This window comes from Streptomyces krungchingensis, from assembly GCF_054729265.1.
This window is the reverse complement of record NZ_JBPUKY010000001.1, coordinates 8,488,084-8,506,964: the sequence shown is the minus strand read 5'-3', so window position 1 is coordinate 8,506,964 and position 18,881 is coordinate 8,488,084. Positions and strand designations below refer to the sequence as shown.

At 67.7% G+C, this 18,881-nt stretch carries 12 protein-coding genes; 10 read left to right on the top strand and 2 right to left on the bottom strand.

Annotated elements, in window-relative coordinates; all coding sequences use genetic code 11:
* Positions 1-173: 173 nt before the first annotated feature.
* The 4 genes from ACSYGO_RS36940 to ACSYGO_RS36925 all read left to right on the top strand — a co-directional run bounded on the left by ACSYGO_RS36940 (position 174) and on the right by ACSYGO_RS36925 (position 8,927).
* Entirely contained in the window at positions 174-2,366 is a 2,193-nt protein-coding gene (locus tag ACSYGO_RS36940) for an N-6 DNA methylase (RefSeq protein ID WP_460389256.1), read from the top strand.
* Positions 2,367-2,470: 104 nt separating this feature from the next.
* Positions 2,471-4,462: a type I restriction-modification system subunit M gene (locus ACSYGO_RS36935; RefSeq protein ID WP_460389254.1), complete on the top strand. Its 1,992-nt coding sequence runs from the start codon at positions 2,471-2,473 to the stop codon at positions 4,460-4,462.
* A 62-nt stretch (positions 4,463-4,524) separates the two neighbouring features.
* The gene (locus ACSYGO_RS36930) at positions 4,525-5,748 is read left to right on the top strand and encodes a restriction endonuclease subunit S (RefSeq protein ID WP_460389253.1); all 1,224 of its coding nucleotides are present in this window, start codon (positions 4,525-4,527) and stop codon (positions 5,746-5,748) included.
* The gene (locus ACSYGO_RS36925; protein ID WP_460389251.1) at positions 5,745-8,927 is read left to right on the top strand and encodes a type I restriction endonuclease subunit R; all 3,183 of its coding nucleotides are present in this window, start codon (positions 5,745-5,747) and stop codon (positions 8,925-8,927) included. The genes ACSYGO_RS36930 and ACSYGO_RS36925 overlap by 4 nt, the downstream gene beginning before the upstream one ends.
* Before the next feature lie 58 nt (positions 8,928-8,985).
* Here ACSYGO_RS36925 and ACSYGO_RS36920 read toward each other — a convergent pair whose 3' ends face one another.
* Positions 8,986-9,168, bottom strand: coding sequence for a DUF397 domain-containing protein (locus ACSYGO_RS36920; protein WP_460389249.1), 183 nt, complete (start codon positions 9,166-9,168; stop codon positions 8,986-8,988).
* On the bottom strand, positions 9,165-10,010 hold the full coding sequence (locus ACSYGO_RS36915) for a helix-turn-helix domain-containing protein (protein WP_460389247.1): 846 nt from the start codon (positions 10,008-10,010) through the stop codon (positions 9,165-9,167). Before ACSYGO_RS36915 ends, ACSYGO_RS36920 begins: the two co-directional genes overlap by 4 nt.
* 127 nt (positions 10,011-10,137) lie before the next feature.
* Here ACSYGO_RS36915 and ACSYGO_RS36910 point away from each other — a divergent pair, with 127 nt between their 5' ends.
* The 6 genes from ACSYGO_RS36910 (at position 10,138) to ACSYGO_RS36885 (ending at position 18,807) form a co-directional block, all read left to right on the top strand.
* Positions 10,138-10,587 carry an ATP-binding protein gene (locus ACSYGO_RS36910; RefSeq protein WP_460389245.1) on the top strand — a complete coding sequence of 150 codons (450 nt, stop codon included), beginning with the start codon at positions 10,138-10,140 and terminating at the stop codon, positions 10,585-10,587.
* A 162-nt stretch (positions 10,588-10,749) separates the two neighbouring features.
* Positions 10,750-12,285, top strand: a complete 1,536-nt coding sequence (locus ACSYGO_RS36905; RefSeq protein ID WP_460389808.1) for a serine/threonine-protein kinase — start codon at positions 10,750-10,752, stop codon at positions 12,283-12,285.
* A 134-nt stretch (positions 12,286-12,419) separates the two neighbouring features.
* Positions 12,420-14,582, top strand: coding sequence for an AIPR family protein (locus tag ACSYGO_RS36900; RefSeq protein ID WP_460389243.1), 2,163 nt, complete (start codon positions 12,420-12,422; stop codon positions 14,580-14,582).
* 73 nt (positions 14,583-14,655) lie between these two features.
* A complete protein-coding gene (locus tag ACSYGO_RS36895; RefSeq protein ID WP_460389241.1) occupies positions 14,656-16,812 on the top strand; it encodes a UvrD-helicase domain-containing protein in 2,157 nt (718 codons plus the stop codon).
* A gap of 657 nt (positions 16,813-17,469) precedes the next feature.
* On the top strand, positions 17,470-18,399 hold the full coding sequence (locus ACSYGO_RS36890; protein WP_460389239.1) for a helix-hairpin-helix domain-containing protein: 930 nt from the start codon (positions 17,470-17,472) through the stop codon (positions 18,397-18,399).
* A 150-nt stretch (positions 18,400-18,549) separates the two neighbouring features.
* Positions 18,550-18,807 (top strand): hypothetical protein, encoded by a 258-nt coding sequence (locus ACSYGO_RS36885; RefSeq protein ID WP_460389237.1) that lies wholly within the window; start codon positions 18,550-18,552, stop codon positions 18,805-18,807.
* Positions 18,808-18,881: the final 74 nt, after the last annotated feature.

Below are 18,881 nucleotides of genomic sequence, written 5' to 3'. Positions count from 1 at the left end.
GCAGGACACGAGCCCGCGGCGTGAGGCCACGGCAGAGGACTGCCGAGCGACTCCCTCCACCGGAAGCATGACCAGGTAAGCATGGCAGTGAAAGCACTGTCAAATGCATTGACAGATTTGACGAGTGCTGTAGGTTGTTAACCGTGCGCTACCGAGAGGCCAGGACCCACGCCATGCCCCAGCCATCCGCCCAGGTGACCGCCGCCGAGATCTCCCGCATCGCGGGGGTCACGCGCGCCACCGTCAGCAACTGGCGCCGCCGGCACGACGACTTCCCGGCCCCGGCGGGCGGCACCGACAGCAGTCCGCTGTACGACCTGGAGGCCGTACGCACCTGGCTCGCCGCACGCGGCCACGTCTCGGCGGCGAGTCCATCGGAGGAACTCCGCACGACGCTGCGCCTGCACACGCAGAGCGGCAGTGGCGGTACGACGGACCTGCTGCCCCTGGTCCTCGCGGCGGCGGGTCACCCGACCGAGGAGCTGGCGGCCGCCGCCCAGCTCCCGGACGCGGAACTCACCGCTGCCGCCGAGCGCGACGCGGCGGCGGTCGCCGGCGCCGTGCCGGGCGCGGATGCCGTCCGCTTCACGACGGACGACGCCGCAGTGCTGCGCGCGTTGTACGCGTGTGTACGGGAGGAGGGCGGCCAGGCCGCGCTGGGTGTGCTCGCGGAGCGTGAACTGGAGGACAGTGCCGCGTCCGGGGCGTACCAGACACCCACGCCACTCGCGGATCTGGTCGCCCGCCTGATACCTGGCACCCCGGCCCGCGTCCTCGACCCGGCCTGCGGCAGCGGCACCCTGCTCGCGGCCGCGGCCCGCCGCGGCGCGCGCAAGCTGTACGGCCAGGACCTGCTTCCGGTGCAGGCCCAGCGCAGCTCGGTGAGCCTGATGCTTACGGCACCGGAGGCCTCGGTCACCGTGCGCGCCGGCGACAGTCTGCGAGCGGACGCGTTCCCCGACCTGGTCGCGGACGCGGTGCTGTGCAACCCGCCGTACGGCGACCGGGACTGGGGGCATGACGAGCTGGCGTACGACCCGCGCTGGGCGTACGGGGTACCGGCTCGCAGCGATTCGGAGCTGGCCTGGGTGCAGCACGCGCTGGCCCACCTGGCACCCGGCGGTTACGCGGCCCTGATCCTGCCGCCCGCCACGGCCGGCCGTGCCTCGGGGCGGCGCGTACGTGCGGAGCTTGTACGCAGCGGGGCGCTGCGCGCGGTGGTGGCGCTGCCGGTCGGCGCGTCCGTGCCGTTGCACATCGCGCTGCAGATCTGGGTTCTGCAGCGGCCTGAACCGGGCGGTGCGGAGCGCAAGTCGGTACTGTTCGTCGACACGGCGGAGGCGGCGACGGGGGCGGCCTCCGGACGCGGTGGAACATCGGGGCCCGGCGCCCGTACGCGAGGCGGGAGCCGGTCTGGCTCACTGGACTGGGCGAGGATCACGGCACAGGTCGTGGACGCATGGGAGGCGTTCACGAAGAACCCGGACGCGTTCGAGGGCGAACCCGGCGTAGCCAGTGCGGTAGGGGTTGTGGACCTCCTGGACGACCTGGTGGACCTAACACCGGCACGCCTCGTACGGACGTCACGGGCCGAGGTCGACCCCGCCGAGCTGTCGGCGGAGGTGGACGCGACGCGCCGGAACCTCGTACGGGCCGCCAGGTCCCTTGGGAGGGCGGCGGGCTACGACGACTGGAGCGCCGCGGGCGTCACGGCGCGCGAATGGCGAACGGCGACGGCCTCGGACCTCGCGCGCGGTGCTGCGCTGACACTGCTGCGGACCCTGCCGGAGGCCGCGCGGGGACGGGTGGAGAACGCCGGTGGCGAAGAGTACGCGGCCCGTCCGGTTCTCACCGGCGCGGACATCGCGAGTGGTTCGGGCCCGACCGGGGATCCGGCGGAGCTGCGGACCGATGCGACAACGCCCGTGATCGCTGCCGGGGATGTGCTGGTACGGGCGCTGGCGAGTGGGGGCGGACAGATGGCCCGGGTGGCGGGCGAGGAGGAAGCCGGCGCACTGCTCGGCCCTCACATCCACCTCTTCCGGCCGGACCCGGCCCGCCTTGACCCCTGGTTCCTCGCCGGGTTCCTGAGCACGGAGGAGAACATCGCGGGCGCGTCGACGGGTAGCACGGTCGTGACCGTGAGTCCGGGCCGGCTGCGGGTGCCGCTGCTGCCGCTGGAGGAGCAGCGGCGGTACGGAGAGGCGTTCCGGCGCGTACACGAACTCCGGGCGGAGGCGCAGCGGGCGACGCGGCTGGCGGAGGAGACTGCGCGGCTGCTGGCGGGCGGGCTGACCGGGGGGCAGTTGCTGCCGTCGCGGGAGACGGCTGAGGTGCGCGGCCGGGGTGGCGATTCGCCCCATTAGGCACGAGGGCCTTCACACATAGACCACAATTGTCGGACCGTCCCGGCCGACAGTCGGCCCGGACGGTGGGGTTGAGACATTTCGGAAGGAATCCGGGGATCCAGTTGAACAGCAGTAAGCACACGGAGTTGGCGAACCACGCGTGGTCCGTCGCCGACCTCCTGCGGGGGGACTACAAGCAGTCCGACTACGGCAAGGTCATCCTGCCGTTCACGGTGCTGCGGCGTCTGGAGTGCGTGCTGGAGCCGACGCGCGAGAAGGTCGCGGAGATCGCGGAGCAGCACAAGGACAGCGACATCGACCCGGACCGCTTCCTGCGCCGGGCCTCGGGCCACTCCTTCTACAACCGGTCGCGCCTGAACCTGAAGAAGATCGCGGCGGATCCGCAGAACGCGGCGCAGAACCTCACGGTGTACGTGGGTGCCTTCTCGGACAACGCGCGGGGCGTGCTGGAACGCTTCGAGTTCGCGCAGCAGATCAAGCGGCTGGACGACGCCGACCTGCTCTACAAGGTCATCGGCAAGTTCACGGACCTGGACCTGCACCCCGAGGTCGTGCCCAACCACAACATGGGCTACATCTTCGAGGAGCTGATCCGCCGCTTCTCCGAGCAGTCGAACGAAACGGCCGGTGAGCACTTCACCCCGCGTGAGGTCATCCAGCTGATGGTGCGGCTGCTCGTCGCCCCTGACGGCGACGCGCTCCAGCTCCCCGGCGCGGTCCGCACCGTCCTCGACCCGGCCTGCGGCACGGGCGGCATGCTCTCCGCGATGGACGACCTCATCACCGAGCTCAACCCGGACGCCACGGTGGAGGTGTACGGGCAGGAGCTCAACCCCGAGTCGTGGGCGATCTGCCGGTCCGACCTCATGATCAAGGGCCAGGACCCGGAAAACATCGCCTTCGGCAACTCCTTCTCCGACGACGGCCACGCCCGCAAGACCTTCGACTACATGCTGGCCAACCCGCCGTTCGGCGTGGAGTGGAAGAAGGTCAAGGAGGACGTCGAGGCCGAGAGCGAGAAGCTGGGCCACGCCGGCCGCTTCGGGGCGGGGCTGCCGCGCATCAACGACGGTTCGCTGCTCTTCATCCAGCACATGATCTCGAAGATGAAGCCGGTGGATGTAAACGGCGGGGGCGGCTCGCGTCTCGCGATCGTCTTCAACGGCTCACCCCTCTTCACGGGCGCGGCCGGCTCCGGTGAGTCCGAGATCCGCCGCTGGATCCTGGAGAACGACTGGCTGGAGGCGATCGTCGCCCTGCCGGACCAGCTCTTCTACAACACCGGTATCTCGACGTACTTCTGGATCCTCACCAACCGGAAGAACCCGGATCACAAGGGCAAGGTCGTACTGCTGGACGCGCGTGACCAGTGGCAGAAGATGCGCAAGTCGCTGGGCGACAAGCGCAAGGAGCTGGGCAAGGACCACATCGCGACGGTGGTCAAGCTGTACGGTGAGGCGCTGGCTGTCGCAGACGACCCGGAGCACTCGCTGCACGGCAAGGTGAAGGTCTTCCGCAACGAGGACTTCGGCTACCAGCGGATCACTGTCGAGCGTCCGCTGAAGCTGCGGTTCGAGGTGACGGAGGAGACGCTGACGGCGCTGGAGGCGTCCAAGGCCATCCAGAAGTTGCCGCAGGCCACGGTCATGTTCGACGCCTTCGAGTCGATGGAGGCCGCGAGCTGGGCCACCAAGCAGGAGGCCTGGCTCGCCCTCAAGGACGCGGTGGTCGCAGCCGGCTCGACATGGCCCACGGGCGCGCCCTTCAACAAGGCTCTGCGTGACGCGATCGGTGTTCGGGACCCGGAGGGCGAGGTTCAGCTCGTCAAGGGCCAACCCGAGCCGGACGCGGAGCTTCGGGACTACGAGAACGTGCCGTTGGGTGAGGATGTCGAGGAGTACCTGAAGCGGGAGGTTCACCCGCATGTGCCGGATGCGTGGATCGACCACGGCAAGACGAAGATCGGGTACGAGATTCCGTTCACGCGGCATTTCTACGTTTACGAGCCGCCTCGGCCGTTGACGGAGATCGACGCGGAGTTGAAGGCACTGGAGGCGGAGATTCAGGAGCTGCTGGGGGAGGTCACCGAATGACAGAGTCACGCCTGGCACCTTGGCTCTCTGCTTCACGATGGCCCACAGCACCAATTCGACTCGTGGCGCGTCTGGGGTCCGGACACACGCCCAGCCGCAGCAAGCCCGAGTACTGGGAGAACTGCACAGTTCCGTGGATCACGCTCGCCGACGTTTGGCAATTGCGTGACGGCCAGACCAATGTCATAGCAGAAACAAAGGAAATGGTCAGCCCTCTTGGGCTGGCGAACTCGGCGGCCGTCAAGCACCCAGCGGGAACCGTGATTCTCTCGCGTACCGCCTCAGTGGGATTCTCTGCGATCATGGGCCGAGACATGGCAACGAGTCAGGATTTCGCGACCTGGACCTGCGGGCCGAGGCTGGAACCTCGGTACCTTCTGCACGCGCTTCGAGGCATGGCCCCAGATCTCAAGCGGGTCGCCACGGGATCCACGCACAAGACCATTTACATGCCAGATATCGAGCAACTGCGAGTACCACTGCCTCCGCTGGAGGAGCAGCGCCGCATCGCCGACTTCCTCGATGACGAGACGGCGCGCATTGATGGACTGTTGCACTCTCGACGCACTCAAGTGGAATTGATCGGTGAGCGATTGGCCGCTCAAGCAGCACTGTCGACTGGACGAGTCCGACTCAGGGAACCAGGCGCAACCCATGACCCCGTCCCGTTGCGGCGTGCGCTTAAGTTCGTACAGACAGGCAGCACACCTGCCAACCTCACCCCGTCCAGCACCGATCGTACAGACCTGGATCGCCTTCCCTGGTACACCCCTGCCGCACTCGACGGCTGGTTCACTGTCGCCCCGGCCGAGAAAACCGCGAAGGTCGAATCCGGCGTGCCCATTTTCCCCGCAGACAGCATTCTGATCACCGGAATCGGGGAATCGCTCGGCAAAATTGGCCATCTGGATCATACGGCGACCGGAAATCAGCAACTGACTGCCCTAACCACTCACAGTAATGTAAATAGCAGATTCATTGCTTGGCAGCTCTGGTCAGCCGAACCAGAGGTCAGGGAATGGGCACAGTACTCCCGTATCCGCATCATCAACAACGACTCACTCAAGTCGTTCCCAATCCATCTCCCTCCCAGACGTGAGCAAAATGCGGCTGTTGCCGACCTCGATCTTCACCTGAGCGTGGTTCACAAGCTGAGGACTTCCATCCACAGCTTCGAGCTACGTGCTACAGAACGCCGCCAAGCCCTCATCACCGCCGCCGTAACCGGCCAGTTCGACGTATCCACCGCCAGCGGCCGCAACGTAACCGAAGGAGTAACCGTATGAGCCCCGTGCACGGCGAGTCCTCCTTCGGATCCGCCATCGTCGCCGCCCTCTGCGAGCGAGGCTGGCGGGAGGCGAGCCCCGAGGACTACCACCCCGACCTCGGCCTCGACACCAACGAGTTGCTCACCTTCATCGGCGCGACCCAGCCCGACGAGTGGGACAAACTCCTCACCGTCTACGGCGGAAACCCCAACGAGGCGCAGCGCGGTTTCGCCCAGCGCCTCGACCGGGCCATCGCCGATGACGGCCTCCTCCACGTCCTCCGCAACGGGGTCAAGGACCGCGGTGTCCGCCTCCGCGTCGCGTACTTCAAGCCCAACCTCATCTCCGCCGACTCCGTCCTCGACGGCTACCGGGCCAACCGCCTCACCGTCGTCCGGGAACTCCCCTACGCCACCAAGCAGGCCGACTGGGGCCACCGCCTCGACCTGACCCTGTTCCTCAACGGCATCCCGGTCGCCACGGCCGAGTTGAAGAACCCGCTGACCGGGCAGGGCGTGGAGCAGGCCAAGGAGCAGTACCGGACCGACCGGGACCCGACCGAGCTGATCTTCACGCGGCGCGTGATCGCGAACTTTGCCGTCGACCCGGACCTAGTCTTCGTCACCACGCAACTGCGCGGCAAGAGCACCCGCTTCCTGCCGTTCAACACCGGCTCGAACGGCCCCGGCCAGCCCGGCGGGGCCGGGAACCCGGAGCCCACAGCCCACGGCACGTACGCCAGCTCGTACCTCTGGGAACAAGTCTGGCAACGGGACAACTGGCTGGACCTCCTCCAGCGTTTCGTGCACCAGCAGAAGCACAAGACGCCCGGCGGCGGGACCACCAAGTCGACGATCTTCCCCCGCTTCCACCAGTGGGACGTGGTCCGCAAGCTCACCGCCCACGCGTCCGTCCACGGCGCCGGCCAGAACTACCTGGTCATGGCCTCCGCCGGCTCCGGCAAGTCGAACACCATCGGCTGGCTGGCCCACCGCCTCAGCGACCTGCACGCCCGGACCGATCCGCACGTTCTCAGGCCTGATGCCCTGGCCGACGGCCGCATCAAGCCCGGCGAGCCCGTCTTCGACAAGGTCATCGTCATCACCGACCGCCGCGCCCTGGACGCCCAGCTCTCGGCGACGGTCGGCAGCTTCTCGCAGACGGACGGCCTCGTCGTGAAGGTCGACGAGAAGCACGGCGCGAAGAGCGAGCAGCTCGCCCGCGCGCTCTCCCGGGACACCGGGAAGATCGTCACGGTCACCCTGCACTCGTTCCCGGCGCTGCTCGACTACATCAAGCGCAACCCCACCGAGATCAAGGGGACCCGCTTCGCGATCATTGTGGACGAGGCGCACTCCTCGCAGTCCGGCGATGCCGCCACCGCCGTGAAGTCCGCCCTGCGCGACCTCGGCCTGGACGCGGACTCGGACGACGAGGGCGCGTCCACGGTCACCGTGGACGACCAGCTGAAGGCGAAGGCCGTGGCGCGCTCCCGTGCCACGAACCTCTCCTACTTCGCCTTCACGGCCACGCCCAAGTCGAAGACGCTCGAACTCTTCGGCACGGATGGCGTGGACAACGGCAAGACCGTCTACCGCCCCTTCCACACCTACTCCATGCGGCAGGCCATCGAGGAAGGCTTCATCCTCGACCCGCTGCGCAACTACGTCACCTACAACACCTACTGGAAGCTCGCGAACCTCAACCGCGACGAGAAGGAGGTCGACCCCTCCAAGGCCAACAGCCTGCTCGCCCGGTTCGCGCTCATGCACGAGCACACGGTGTCGCAGCACGCCCAGGTGATCGTCGAGCACTTCGTCGCCCACAGCCGCGGCCGGCTCGGCGGACGCGCCAAGGCGATGGTGGTCACGGCCTCCCGGCACTCCGCCGTGCAGATGGCCCGCGCCATCCGCAGTTACATCGCCGACCGCGAGTACGACACCAAGTACCCGGACCTCGGTGTCCTGGTCGCCTTCTCCGGGTCCCTCACCATCGACGGCGAGGAGACCACCGAGAGCAAGGAGAACGGCGGCCTCTCGGAGAACGCGCTGCCGAAGGCCTTCGGCTACACCCGCGCAGACGACAAGGCCGCGAAGGCCGGCGGCAAGGGTCAGCAGGAGTACCGGATCCTCGTCGTCGCCGAGAAGTACCAGACCGGCTTCGACCAGCCGCTCCTGACGACGATGTACGTCAACAAGACGCTGACCGGCATCGCCGCCGTCCAGACCCTCTCCCGCCTCAACCGCACCGCCGAACGCAAGTCCCAGGCCGACCTCGCCGTCCTGGACTTCGTCAACGAGGCCGAGGACATCCAGGACGCCTTCCGCCCGTACTTCGAGGAGGCGCACACCCTCCCCTCCGACCCGAACCTCCTCTACACGGCCCAGAGCCGCGTCATGTCCGCCCCGGTCATCTCGGAGCAGGACATGGACGAGTTCGTCGCCGCGTACATCGAGGCGGAGCAGAAGGCGGGCGGTTCCCAGTCCAAGTGGGAGAAGCTGCACGCCGAGCTGTACCGGCTCCTGTCCCCCGCCGTCACCCGTTTCACCGCCCTCCTGGAGAGCAACGAGGAGGACGACGTCGAGACCGCCGAGGAGTTCCGCGCCAACCTCAACGACTACGTCCGCAAGTACGGCTTCCTCGCGCAGATCGTCCCCTACCAGGACGCCGAGCTGGAGCGGCTGTACCTCTACGGCCGCCACCTGCTTAACCGTCTCCCCCGCCTGGCCGACGGCGGAGTCGACATAGGTGAGGTGGACCTGAGTCACCTCCGCGTCGAGAAGACCGGCGAGCACGACGTGTCCCTCAACCCCGAGGGCGCGGCCGAACTCAAGGGTTTCGGCGACGGGGTCGGCGGCGGGCAAGATCCCGAGAAGTCACTGCTGTCGGAACTGATCGAGAAGTTCAACGCCAAGTTCGGCACGGACTTCACCAAGGAGGACGTCCTCCCGGCCTTCAACGCCACCAAGGAGGACCCGAAGGTCCGTGCCGCCGCGCTGGTCAACGACGAGGCCAACTTCGGCATCGTCTTCGACAAGAAGTTCGAGGAGAACATGATGGACCATGTCTCCACGATCGACACGCTCGGCAGGCGCTACTTCGGCGCGGACCGTGACTTCAAGTCCAACCTCGACCGTAGCGCCCGCAGGGCGGCGTGGCGGATGATCCGCCGGGAAGAGGGGCTGGACGACTTCTGACACGCTCGGGCCCGGTGCGGATGCGCGCACCGGGCCCAGACGTCGTACGTCCGCCTCTTCAGCGTCCGGCGGCCATCCTCACGAAGCCGGCCCATGCCTCCTCGCCGAAGGACAGCTTGGCCTCTTCGGGTCGCTTGGAATCACGCACCCATACGGCTCCACTCGTCTCGGCGACCTCGATGCACTCGCCGCCCTCCGCGCCGCTGTAGCTGCTCTTTCGCCACGACTCGCCCGTGTTCATAGCTCTCCCAGCACCTTCTCTACGAATCCCAGGGACTCTCGCGGAGTGAGAGCCTGACTTCGGATGATCCCATAGCGTGCCGAGATGGACCGTACCTCGTTCCGGTCGGTGACAAGGATGCTCCGCCCTTGTACTTCCAAATAGGCGATCTGGTCACCCCTCCGCGGGGTGATCAACGTGAACGGACCGTCTACACCAGCGTTGTCCTCACGGTCGTTCGGCATGACCTGGATCTCAACGTTCCGCTTGTGCCCGATCAACAGGATGTTTTCGAGAACCCCTTGCAGAACCTGCTTACCGCCGAACGGCTTGCGGAGTACCGCCTCCTCGATGACGAAGCTGACGAGCGGTGCCGGCCACCGGTTGAAGATCTCCTGACGCAACAACCTTGACGCCACGCGCTGTTCAATCGTGTCCTCATCCAGCAGCGGACGCCGCATGGCGAGCAGGGCACGCGTGTACTCCTCAGTCTGGAGAAGTCCCGGAACCGCCTGCACCGCGTACAGGAAGAGCTCGTGTGCGTCTGTCTCCAGACGAGCCGCGTCCCGGAAGAACGCCGGATACTGAGCCCGCCCCACCTCTTCCTTCAGCGCCGCCAGCACACCCCCGGCCCCCAACACCTCATCCGCCCGCTCGATGAACCGCGCCTGCGGAATCCTCCGCCCTTGTTCGATCGACGCCACCGTGTCCGCCGCGTACCCGACCCGGCTGCCGAACTCCGCGCGCTCCAGCCCGGCCCGCACCCGCAGCAACTTCAACTGCCGCCCGAACGCGGTCACGATGCCCGTCCCCGGATCGTCCTCCGGCTGCTGCTCCCGCTGTCCCGCTTCCTCGTCCCGCATGGTCACCGTCCCGCCGCCTCTCCCCCGCGTACCGCCACGTACAGGCCACGCGCCCGCCCCGTACGACGGATCGGCGTCAGCGCGTCACCCCTGGTCACGCTACGCCACGGAACGCCACCGTGAGTGCATGACCGCGACACAACCACCCCTCACGGCACACCGGTTCGCGATGCGCTTCAGCTCCACGCCGCGCGGCGCCCGCCTCGCGCGGCGGCTGTGCGGCACCCGGCTCGACGCCTGGGGCGTCCCGTACGGCAGCGACGCGCACGACGCCGTCACCCTCATCGCGGCGGAACTGTGCGCGAACGCCGTACGGCACGGGCACGTGGCCGGCCGGGACTTCCACGTCCTCCTCACCGCGGACCCGGCCACCGGCACCGTACGGCTCGAAGTGAGCGACACCCGAGGAGAGCGCCTCCCCCACGTCCACACCGCCGCACCGGACGAGGGCGGGCGCGGGCTGCTGCTCGTCAAGGCGCTGGCCGACCGCTGGGGCTGCGCCGCACGCGCCGGCGGCGGTCCGGGCAAGACCGTCTGGGCCGAGTGCACCGCCACCCGGCTTGGCCTGATGCCGTAGGCAGGAAGCAAGCCAACTGGACGCACGAAACCGCCACCCGCGACACTGATCCCTCACACATCGAAGACCACTTCGGACACTCGACGGGGGCGGGGCCAGGTGCCGGACGGACGGCGGATCGCGGGACGTTACGAGCTGCTGGAGCAGTTCAGCCACGGCGGCATGGGGGATGTCTGGCGGGGCTACGACGCCGTCCTGGACCGCCCGGTCGCCGTGAAGCTCATCCGGCCGCAGGCCGTGACGTCCCCGCACCTGGCGGAGGAGTTCGAGAAGCGGTTCAAGCGCGAGGCGCGGATTACCGCACGGATCCAGCACCCGGGTGTCCCGCAGGTGTACGACGCGGTGCTCGACGAGTCGTACGAGCAGCTGTTCCTGGTGATGGAGCTGGTCGACGGCGTGCCGCTCACCGCGTACGTGGACCCTACGCGGCCGCTGCCCGTCAGCTGGGCGGTGTCCGTGGCGGCGCAGGTCGCGACCGTGCTGTCGTACGCGCACGACGTACCCGTGGTGCACCGCGACCTCAAGCCGGGCAACATCCTCGTCGCACGGGACGGCACCGTGAAGGTGCTCGACTTCGGCATCGCGGCCATCCTCCAGACGGACGTCACCAGGCTGACCGCGACCGGCAGTCCCATCGGGACGCACCAGTACATGGCACCGGAACAGGTGCGCGGCGGGCGGGTCACACCGCGCACCGACCTGTACGCGCTGGGGTGCGTGCTGCACGAACTGCTCAGCGGGCGGCCGCTGTTCAGCGGGGACGGCGAGTTCCACCTGATGATGCAGCACGTCAACGCGACGCCCACCCCGCTGCGGCAGCTGCGCGCCGACGTACCGGCCGAGCTGGAGGAACTCGTCCTGCACCTGCTCCGCAAGGCGCCTGAGGCGCGCCCGGCGGACGTGCAGGAGGTGTACGAGCGGCTGCGGCCCTTCCTTCCGGCGCCCGGTGAGGACGCCGTACCGGAGGAGTCGGGACCCGCCGGCACCCCCGATCCGACGGGCATCTTCCGACGCCCTTACGCGCCCCGCGCGCGTGCCGGTGCCACGAACGCGCGGTCCGCCACGCCCGCCGCCGGGGCAGCCGCTGTGCCGCCCGCCGTTCCCGCAGCCGAACGGGAGGCGCTGCGCGAGCAGCTCCGCGAGGTCAACGCGCACTACCTCGCCCTGATGGAGGAGGAACGGTACGCGCAGGCCGCCGAGGTGGTGGGCGAAGTGATCGAGCCGGCCGCGCGGGCCCTCGGCCCGGAAAGCAAAGCGGTCCTCGGGCTGCGTCGGCGGCGGGCGTTCAGCTGGCAGCTGGCGGGCGACCACCGGGCCGCGCTTCCCGAGTTCGAGGCGCTCGCCGACGCATACGGGCGTGTCAGCGGCCCCAGCAGCGAGGACGCCCGGGACAGCCGGGCTCAAGCGGCCCGCTGCCGCGGTGAACTCGGCCAGGTGACCGAGGCGCTCGCCGGGCTGCACGGCGTCCTCGACGTCGTTCGCTCCGTGGACGGCGACGTGAGCGAAGAGGCCGTCGAACTGCGTCGCGACATCGGCATGCTGCTGCTCGCCCAGGGCCGTACTGCCGAGGCTCTGGAGGTCTTCCAACCGCTCAATGACGACCTGTGTGTGGTCTACGGCCCCGACGACGAGCTGACGGTCGAGGTCGCAGAGACCCTCGCCGTGATCCGCCTGGACCTCGACGGGCCCGCCTCCTGACCGAACGGGCCGTCGCGCGGCCGAATCCAAGCGTAAAACACAGGGCGTTCGCGACATCATGGAACGATCAAGTTGGCGGGCGCAGCGTTGCCGCACATACGTGCTGCATTTCGTCGGTGGGAGGGGACATAGGCATGAGCGTGAAGAAGACCGCGGAGTCCACGCCGAGTGTGACCACGCAGGTACGCCAGGTCAGTGGGGCGCTGAAGACGGTGTACGGCAGTCTGCTGGACGTCGGCGACCTGGAGGGCATGCCTGCCAAGGAGCAAGAGCCGCGTCTGCTCTCGCGGGCATTGACCGCACAGGCCGTACGGATCGTCACTGGCTTCAGTCCGCAGGAGGCGGCCCGCACCGTCATCGACGGGCACGCGGACCAGGGCATCGACGCTATTGCAGTGGTGGACGGCCCCAACCCGCATGTGTACCTGGTCCAGGGCAAGTGGAGCCCTGAGGGGAGGGCAGCAGCCGACCGAAAGGCGGTACTGGAACTCTTCGCCGGCCTGCGCCTCATCGACGACGAGGACTTCGCCCCGTTCAACCCGCGAGGGCGTCAGCTGGCCGAGTACGCCAAGACCGTCATGGACCGCGGGCCCGTGCCAGTGACCCAGGTCGTCGTCCTCATGCGCCCCGACGACCCCGGTATCGGCTTCCAGGATGCCCTGGCCAACGGCGAGAAGGAGTTCAACCGCTACGGCGAGATCCTCGACCACCGGATCATCCTGGCGCCTGAGGTGTGGGCCTCCGTCCGGGAAGACCTCACCCCGGACCCGGTTCAGCTCACCGCCACACTTTTCCCGTGGTTCGGGATCAGCTCCCCATACGAGTCCTACCAGGGCGTCGTCGTGGCCGAAGAGGTGGCCGAATGGGCCACAAGCGGCTCGGACCTGTTCAACCTGAACATCCGCAACCCACTGGGCCGGACCCCGATCAACAACGCTCTGATCGAAACGCTTACCCAAGAACCGTCCTACTTCTGGTACTTCAACAACGGCATCACCGTGCTGTGCGACTCGGTCGAGAAGGCCCAGCAGAACAGGCGTGCCCCGCAGCACCACCCGCTCACGCTCACGCTGCATAACGCCAGCGTGGTCAACGGCGCCCAGACCGTCCGTTCCGTGGCCGAAGCGCTGGCCTCCGACGAGGCCGCGGCGCAGGCGCAAATCGGCGTACGCATCATCGTGACGGGCGCGGTCGAGGACTTCGCCAGGGAGACGACAAAGGCCACGAACCGGCAGAACAGCGTGGGAGCACGCGACTTCATCGCCCTCGACCCGGTCCAGGCGGCGATTCTTGAGGAGATGCGAGCCGAGCTCGGGCTGGAGTACAGCGTGCGGCGCAGCGAGCTGGAACCGCCGGAGGAGACCGGCTGCTCAGTGGTCGAGGCAGCCTGCGCGCTCGCCTGCGCCCACAACGACAGCCAGTACGCGGCCCGTATGGGGGTCTCGCTCGATGTGCTGTGGGAGCGGGGCTCGCAGGGCATCTACGACGTCCTCTTCCGGCCGCAGCCAGGCGCGTACCTGCTGTGGAACGCGGTTCAGGTCCTGCGGGAGGTCCGCCGCACCCTCTACGGGCTGCGTAGCCGCTACGAAGGGCGTGGTGCGGCCCTGACCGAGCACGGCGTCTACTTGATCGCTCACCTTGTCTTCCGGCTGCTGGACACCGAGACCATCGACGAACCGGATCCCAAACTGGAGTGGTCCAAGGACGCCACGGGGAAGACCGGGAACCTCGTCAAGCAGTTGCTGCCCATCGTGGCCGCGTCGATTGACGAGCTGTTCAAGGAGCGTTCGCAGATCCGTGCCGTGTGCTCGGACATCGAGCGATGCCGCGAACTCTCCGAGCATGTCCTTGACATCGTCGTGAACGGTGGGAGCGGCAAGACTCCGGACAAATACCGGCGGGTGCAGGCGCAGCGCAAGCGCCGCCGCCCCAACGCGGTCTCCGTACTCATCGACAAGCAGGTGCTCGTCAACGGGGAGCCGCTGACGCTCAAGTCCGGGTACCCGTTGGAGGAGGACGCGCTGCGGGACTGGCTCGCCGAGGACGAACGGCGTGCGCGGGCAACCTGGGTCAACCACCGGGCCAAGCCGCTCCTCTGGGCAGCCGATGGCAAGCAGTACTCGCCATCCGGCCTGATCACCCGTATGTGGGAGCTCGCGGAGTGGGAGAAGCGGCCCGTGGCCAACCAAGGAACGGCCCGGTGGGCGACCGCCACGGGCGAGACCCTCGCGGATCTGGCGTGGCGCGCTCTTGATGAACTTGAGGAATCAGCCGAGGACGAACCCAGCCGCGATTGACAGGGGAGCGGCACAGGGCGTGCCACTCAGCAATAGGAACGTGTCGACTCCGGCTTAGGAAGAGAACAAAGTCATGCCACAACTCGCCTTCGACATAGGCTTCTTCGCCGAACTCCACAAGCTTCAGCCCACGGTCCGGAAGAGCGTCATCGACGCCTGGGAGAAGTTCAACCGGCTGACTCTGGACCAGCTGTTCAAGGATCAGGGGCTGAAGCTGGAGAGCCTGACGAAGGCGAAGGACCAGCAGATCCGGACCATCCGCATCGACCAGTTCTGGCGCGGCGTCGTCCTCGCTCCGTCCTCCGGTGAAACGTTCGTCCTCCTGAGGGTCATGCAGCACGACAAGGCGATCGCTTGGGCGATGAAGCAGAAGTCCAGTATCAACGCTGTGACACGAGCCGTCGAGATCCGGGACGCGGCGACGCTCGACGAGATCACACCGGCGTACGAGCGGGTGGCGGAGGCCTCGCCGAAGGAGCGGCTGTTCGCGAAGTTCTCCGACGGGGATCTGACCGCCCTCGGTATCGACGCCGATACGCTGCGGCAGGCCAGGTCGCTGATGGACAAGGAGCAACTGGAGGTCTTCGCACCGCTGCTGCCGCAGGACCAGGGCGAGGTGCTGCAGTATCTCGCTGAGGGCTGCACGGTCGAGGAGGTGTGGCAGGACATCGTGGCTCCCGCTCTCCAGGCGGCAACGCAGCCGGTCGACACGGCGGACTACGAGACGGCGATCCAGCACACGCGTACGCGCTTCGCTCTGGTCACGGCGTCCGAGGAGCTGCGGGAGATCCTGGACAAGCCGTTCGCCGCCTGGCGGGTCTTTCTGCACCCGTCCCAGCACAAGGTGGCCTACCGGGCGTCCTTCTCGGGACCCGCCCAGGTGTCGGGCGGACCTGGTACGGGCAAGACGGTCGTGGCACTGCACAGGGTCAGGCATCTGCTGGGACATCTGCGCGACGGGGACCGGATCCTGCTCACGACATACACCAACGCCTTGGTGAACGCGCTGCGTTCGGGCCTGGAGTCCCTGGTCGACGACCCTCGGCTGCGGGAGCGGGTGGACGTCTCAACGGTGGATGCCTTCGCAAGCCGCGTCGTCGCGGAGGCGCCGGGCGCGGTGGCTCGTCGGCCGCTGATGTCCAACGAGGAGGAGAGCCGCTGGGCGAAGGCGGCCAAGGCCACGGGTTTCACCGGCACGGCGCCGTTTCTGGCACAGGAGTACCGGCACGTCGTCCTGGCGCAGGACATCAGGAGCCTCGCCGAGTACGAGGTGGCGGACCGGCGTGGCCGCGGCAGTCGGCTGACCGCAGCGGAGCGTCCTCTGGTGTGGGAGACGGTGGAGCGGTTCACGTCTGACCTGGCCGAGGACGGCGCGCGCACCTGGCTGCAGACGTGCGCGGAGGCGGCCCGGCTGCTGGAGAAGAGGGGCCCGCTGTATCGGCACGTCGTGGTGGACGAGGCACAGGACCTGCACCCGGCACAGTGGCGGTTGCTGCGGGCGGCGGTCCCGGCCCGACCGGACGACCTGTTCATCGCCGGTGACCCGCATCAGCGCATCTACGACTCGAAGGTGTCGCTGAAGTCGCTCGGCATCAAGGTGGCAGGGCGGTCTACGAAGCTGCGCAAGAACTACCGCAGCACGCAGGAGATCCTCCGCTGGTCCACGGCCTTGCTCGTCGGCCGCCCGATCGCCCAGCTGGAGGACGAGGGCCGCGGCGAGACGCTGCTCGGATACCGCTCGGCCCTCCACGGCAACGGGCCCGCAGTACACGCGGCGAAGACGGAGGATGCGGAACTGGACGCGCTCGTCGCCCAGGTGCGGTCCTGGATGGAGGCCGGCGTCGGCGCCGGGGAGATCGGCGTGAGCACCCGCTTCAACAAGACATGCGCGAAGGCGGTGGCACGTCTCAAGAACGCGGGGATCTCGGCCGCACCGCTGCGGGCCGCCGACGCAGGCTCGGACGCAGCGGAAACCGTACAGGTCGGAACGATGCACTCGTTCAAGGGCCTCGAGTTCCGCTGTGTCGCCGTGATCGGTGTCAACGACGGCGCGGTGCCGTTCGCGCGGGCAGTCACCCCAGCGGATGTGGACAGCATCCAACACGAGACGGACATGATGTCTGAGCGCTGTTTGCTGTTCGTGGCCTGCACGAGAGCGAGGGATAGCCTCTACGTCTCCTGGTCGGGAGAACCCAGTTTGTTTCTCACCGAGGCCGACATCCCGGGGTGAGTCAGCGGCGCGGCGTTCCCGTCTGTCGTACGGCCAGCAAGCGCCGAGATCCCTGCCACCGTGTGGGGTTGGCTTCCGGTTACTGCAGGATGATGACACTGCGTAGCGGACGCGATCACATATACGTCGCGCAACAGCAAGAGCAGAACGCAGATGGTGCCGACCGTATTCGGTCGGCACCATCTGTGCGGGTGGGACGTTCACGAGATCCGCTGACCAGCAACGACACAGCCAGTTGCTAATGCACTTCCCTGCGACATCAAGATCACTCCCCAGATAGTTGCGGACGCATGTAATCACGATGGGAGAACTCGGGGGAAAGCGTGCGAGGTCACCGCAAGCACTGGCAGAGATGCTGCCTGACCTCTCGACGCCTGGCACTGCGCCACATGTCCACCCGCCCAGATATAAGAATGTCGGCGGCCATGCATCTGTCGTCCCGTCGGCAGAGTTGGCTTTCTACGGCTTGGCTCCTGACCCAAGCCTTCCGGGAATCCTGACACCTGGTTGATGGAATCGCATGCTGGCCGTTATCCAGGCTGGGCAGACCCGGGCCGAGGCATCCGCCGTGGCCAGTGGACCCGGCGCCCACCGTCCTCGCACCGCTCGACCCGTACGCCGGGCACCCCGTCGAGGTCGAGCAGCAACGTCGTATCGTTGACGAAGCTCGTCATGGTGTTCCTGCAGGGGCTCCAGATCACCCCGGCGCTCGCCGTGAAGATCTACACCGCGTACGCCGACACCGACGACGACCCGATGCGCATCGTCCGCCGCGCCCCCTACCGGTTGTGCCGGGACGTACACGGCGTGGGCTTCCACAGCGCCGACAAGTTCGCCCTCACCATCGGCATCCCCAAACACAGTGACGCTCGGCTCCAGCCCGCCCTGCTGCACGAAATCGACCAGGCAGGAGCAAGCGGCTACTACCACCTGCCGGTGCGCGTACTGATCGCCCACACTCGTCAGCTGCTGAGCGATGACGACGCGGCGAGTGCGGAGATCCTCGACGACGCGGTGTTGCGCCACGCTCTGGAGGCTTTGCGTGGTCAGGGCAAGGTGGTTACCGAGACGCTGCCGATGCCCGTGCGGGACGGCACCGACACGGTCGCGGGCATGGAGATCGCCATGCTTCCGCATCGGCACCGTGACGAGTCTCAACTCGCCTGCCACGTACGGCGGCTGCTCTCATCCAGATCCCCGCTGGCCGGCCTCGCCCCGTGGACGGAGCACGTGGCCGCGCTGACCGGCCAGGAGACCGCCGGGCTGACCGACGAGCAGCACCAGGCGATCCTCACCACCCTGCCCCGCCCCCTGTCCGTTCTGACCGGCGGCCCCGGCTGCGGCAAGACCCATACCCTGCGCACCCTGGTGGAGATCGCCGACGAGGCCGGAGCGGTCGTCGCCCTGGCCGCCCCGACCGGGAAAGCTGCGGCGGCCTTCTTCGCGGCGCCACCCCGCCGGTGCACCGACCTCGTCGACACCCCGGGATCCCCGGAGGGTGAAGACACCGTCCGGCGCGGACTGCGAACGCGTCGTTGCCCGGCTCGTCCATGTCGCGGTGAACGGCGTGATGGTGCGCAGCAATAACGAGGTCATCCTCGCCGCCTCCTTGAACAAGTCGCCCCTGGATCCTGGGCCTACGAGCAGCCGTTCAAGGGAAGTGACGGCCGCACAGTCCTCCCGGACTTCACGATCAAGCCCCTGTCCGGGCCTGCCATCTACTGGGAACACCTCGGCATGTTCGACAACGCCGAGTACGCCACCAGATGGCAGCGTCGCCTGAAGTGGTACGCCGAACAGGATGTGCTGCCTCCTGCGGACGGCGGCGGCCGTAACGGCGTGTTGGTCTGGACGAGCGACGAGCACGGCGTGAACGAACCAGAGTGGCGAGCCCTCGCGCAGCTGATCCTCAGAGCAACGGCCATCCGTCGACCACGCCCCGTCCCCACGAAACAGACCGCCGCCACCCGTCCTCGTCCTCCCGAAAACTCTTGATCAGCCGGGCCGACTGGACTTCCGCGTCTCGGCCGACCGACCCACCGTCACACACCGCCCCGTGGAATAGATCA

Coding starts and splice junctions, on each gene's coding strand:
- ACSYGO_RS36925 (WP_460389251.1), top strand. CDS start 5,745: ATGAGCCCCGTGCACGGCGAGTCCTCCTTCGGATCCGCCATCGTCGCC.
- ACSYGO_RS36900 (WP_460389243.1), top strand. CDS start 12,420: ATGAGCGTGAAGAAGACCGCGGAGTCCACGCCGAGTGTGACCACGCAG.
- ACSYGO_RS36920 (WP_460389249.1), bottom strand. CDS start 9,168: ATGAACACGGGCGAGTCGTGGCGAAAGAGCAGCTACAGCGGCGCGGAG.
- ACSYGO_RS36905 (WP_460389808.1), top strand. CDS start 10,750: ATGGGGGATGTCTGGCGGGGCTACGACGCCGTCCTGGACCGCCCGGTC.
- ACSYGO_RS36915 (WP_460389247.1), bottom strand. CDS start 10,010: ATGCGGGACGAGGAAGCGGGACAGCGGGAGCAGCAGCCGGAGGACGAT.
- ACSYGO_RS36940 (WP_460389256.1), top strand. CDS start 174: ATGCCCCAGCCATCCGCCCAGGTGACCGCCGCCGAGATCTCCCGCATC.
- ACSYGO_RS36885 (WP_460389237.1), top strand. CDS start 18,550: ATGTTCGACAACGCCGAGTACGCCACCAGATGGCAGCGTCGCCTGAAG.
- ACSYGO_RS36910 (WP_460389245.1), top strand. CDS start 10,138: ATGACCGCGACACAACCACCCCTCACGGCACACCGGTTCGCGATGCGC.
- ACSYGO_RS36895 (WP_460389241.1), top strand. CDS start 14,656: ATGCCACAACTCGCCTTCGACATAGGCTTCTTCGCCGAACTCCACAAG.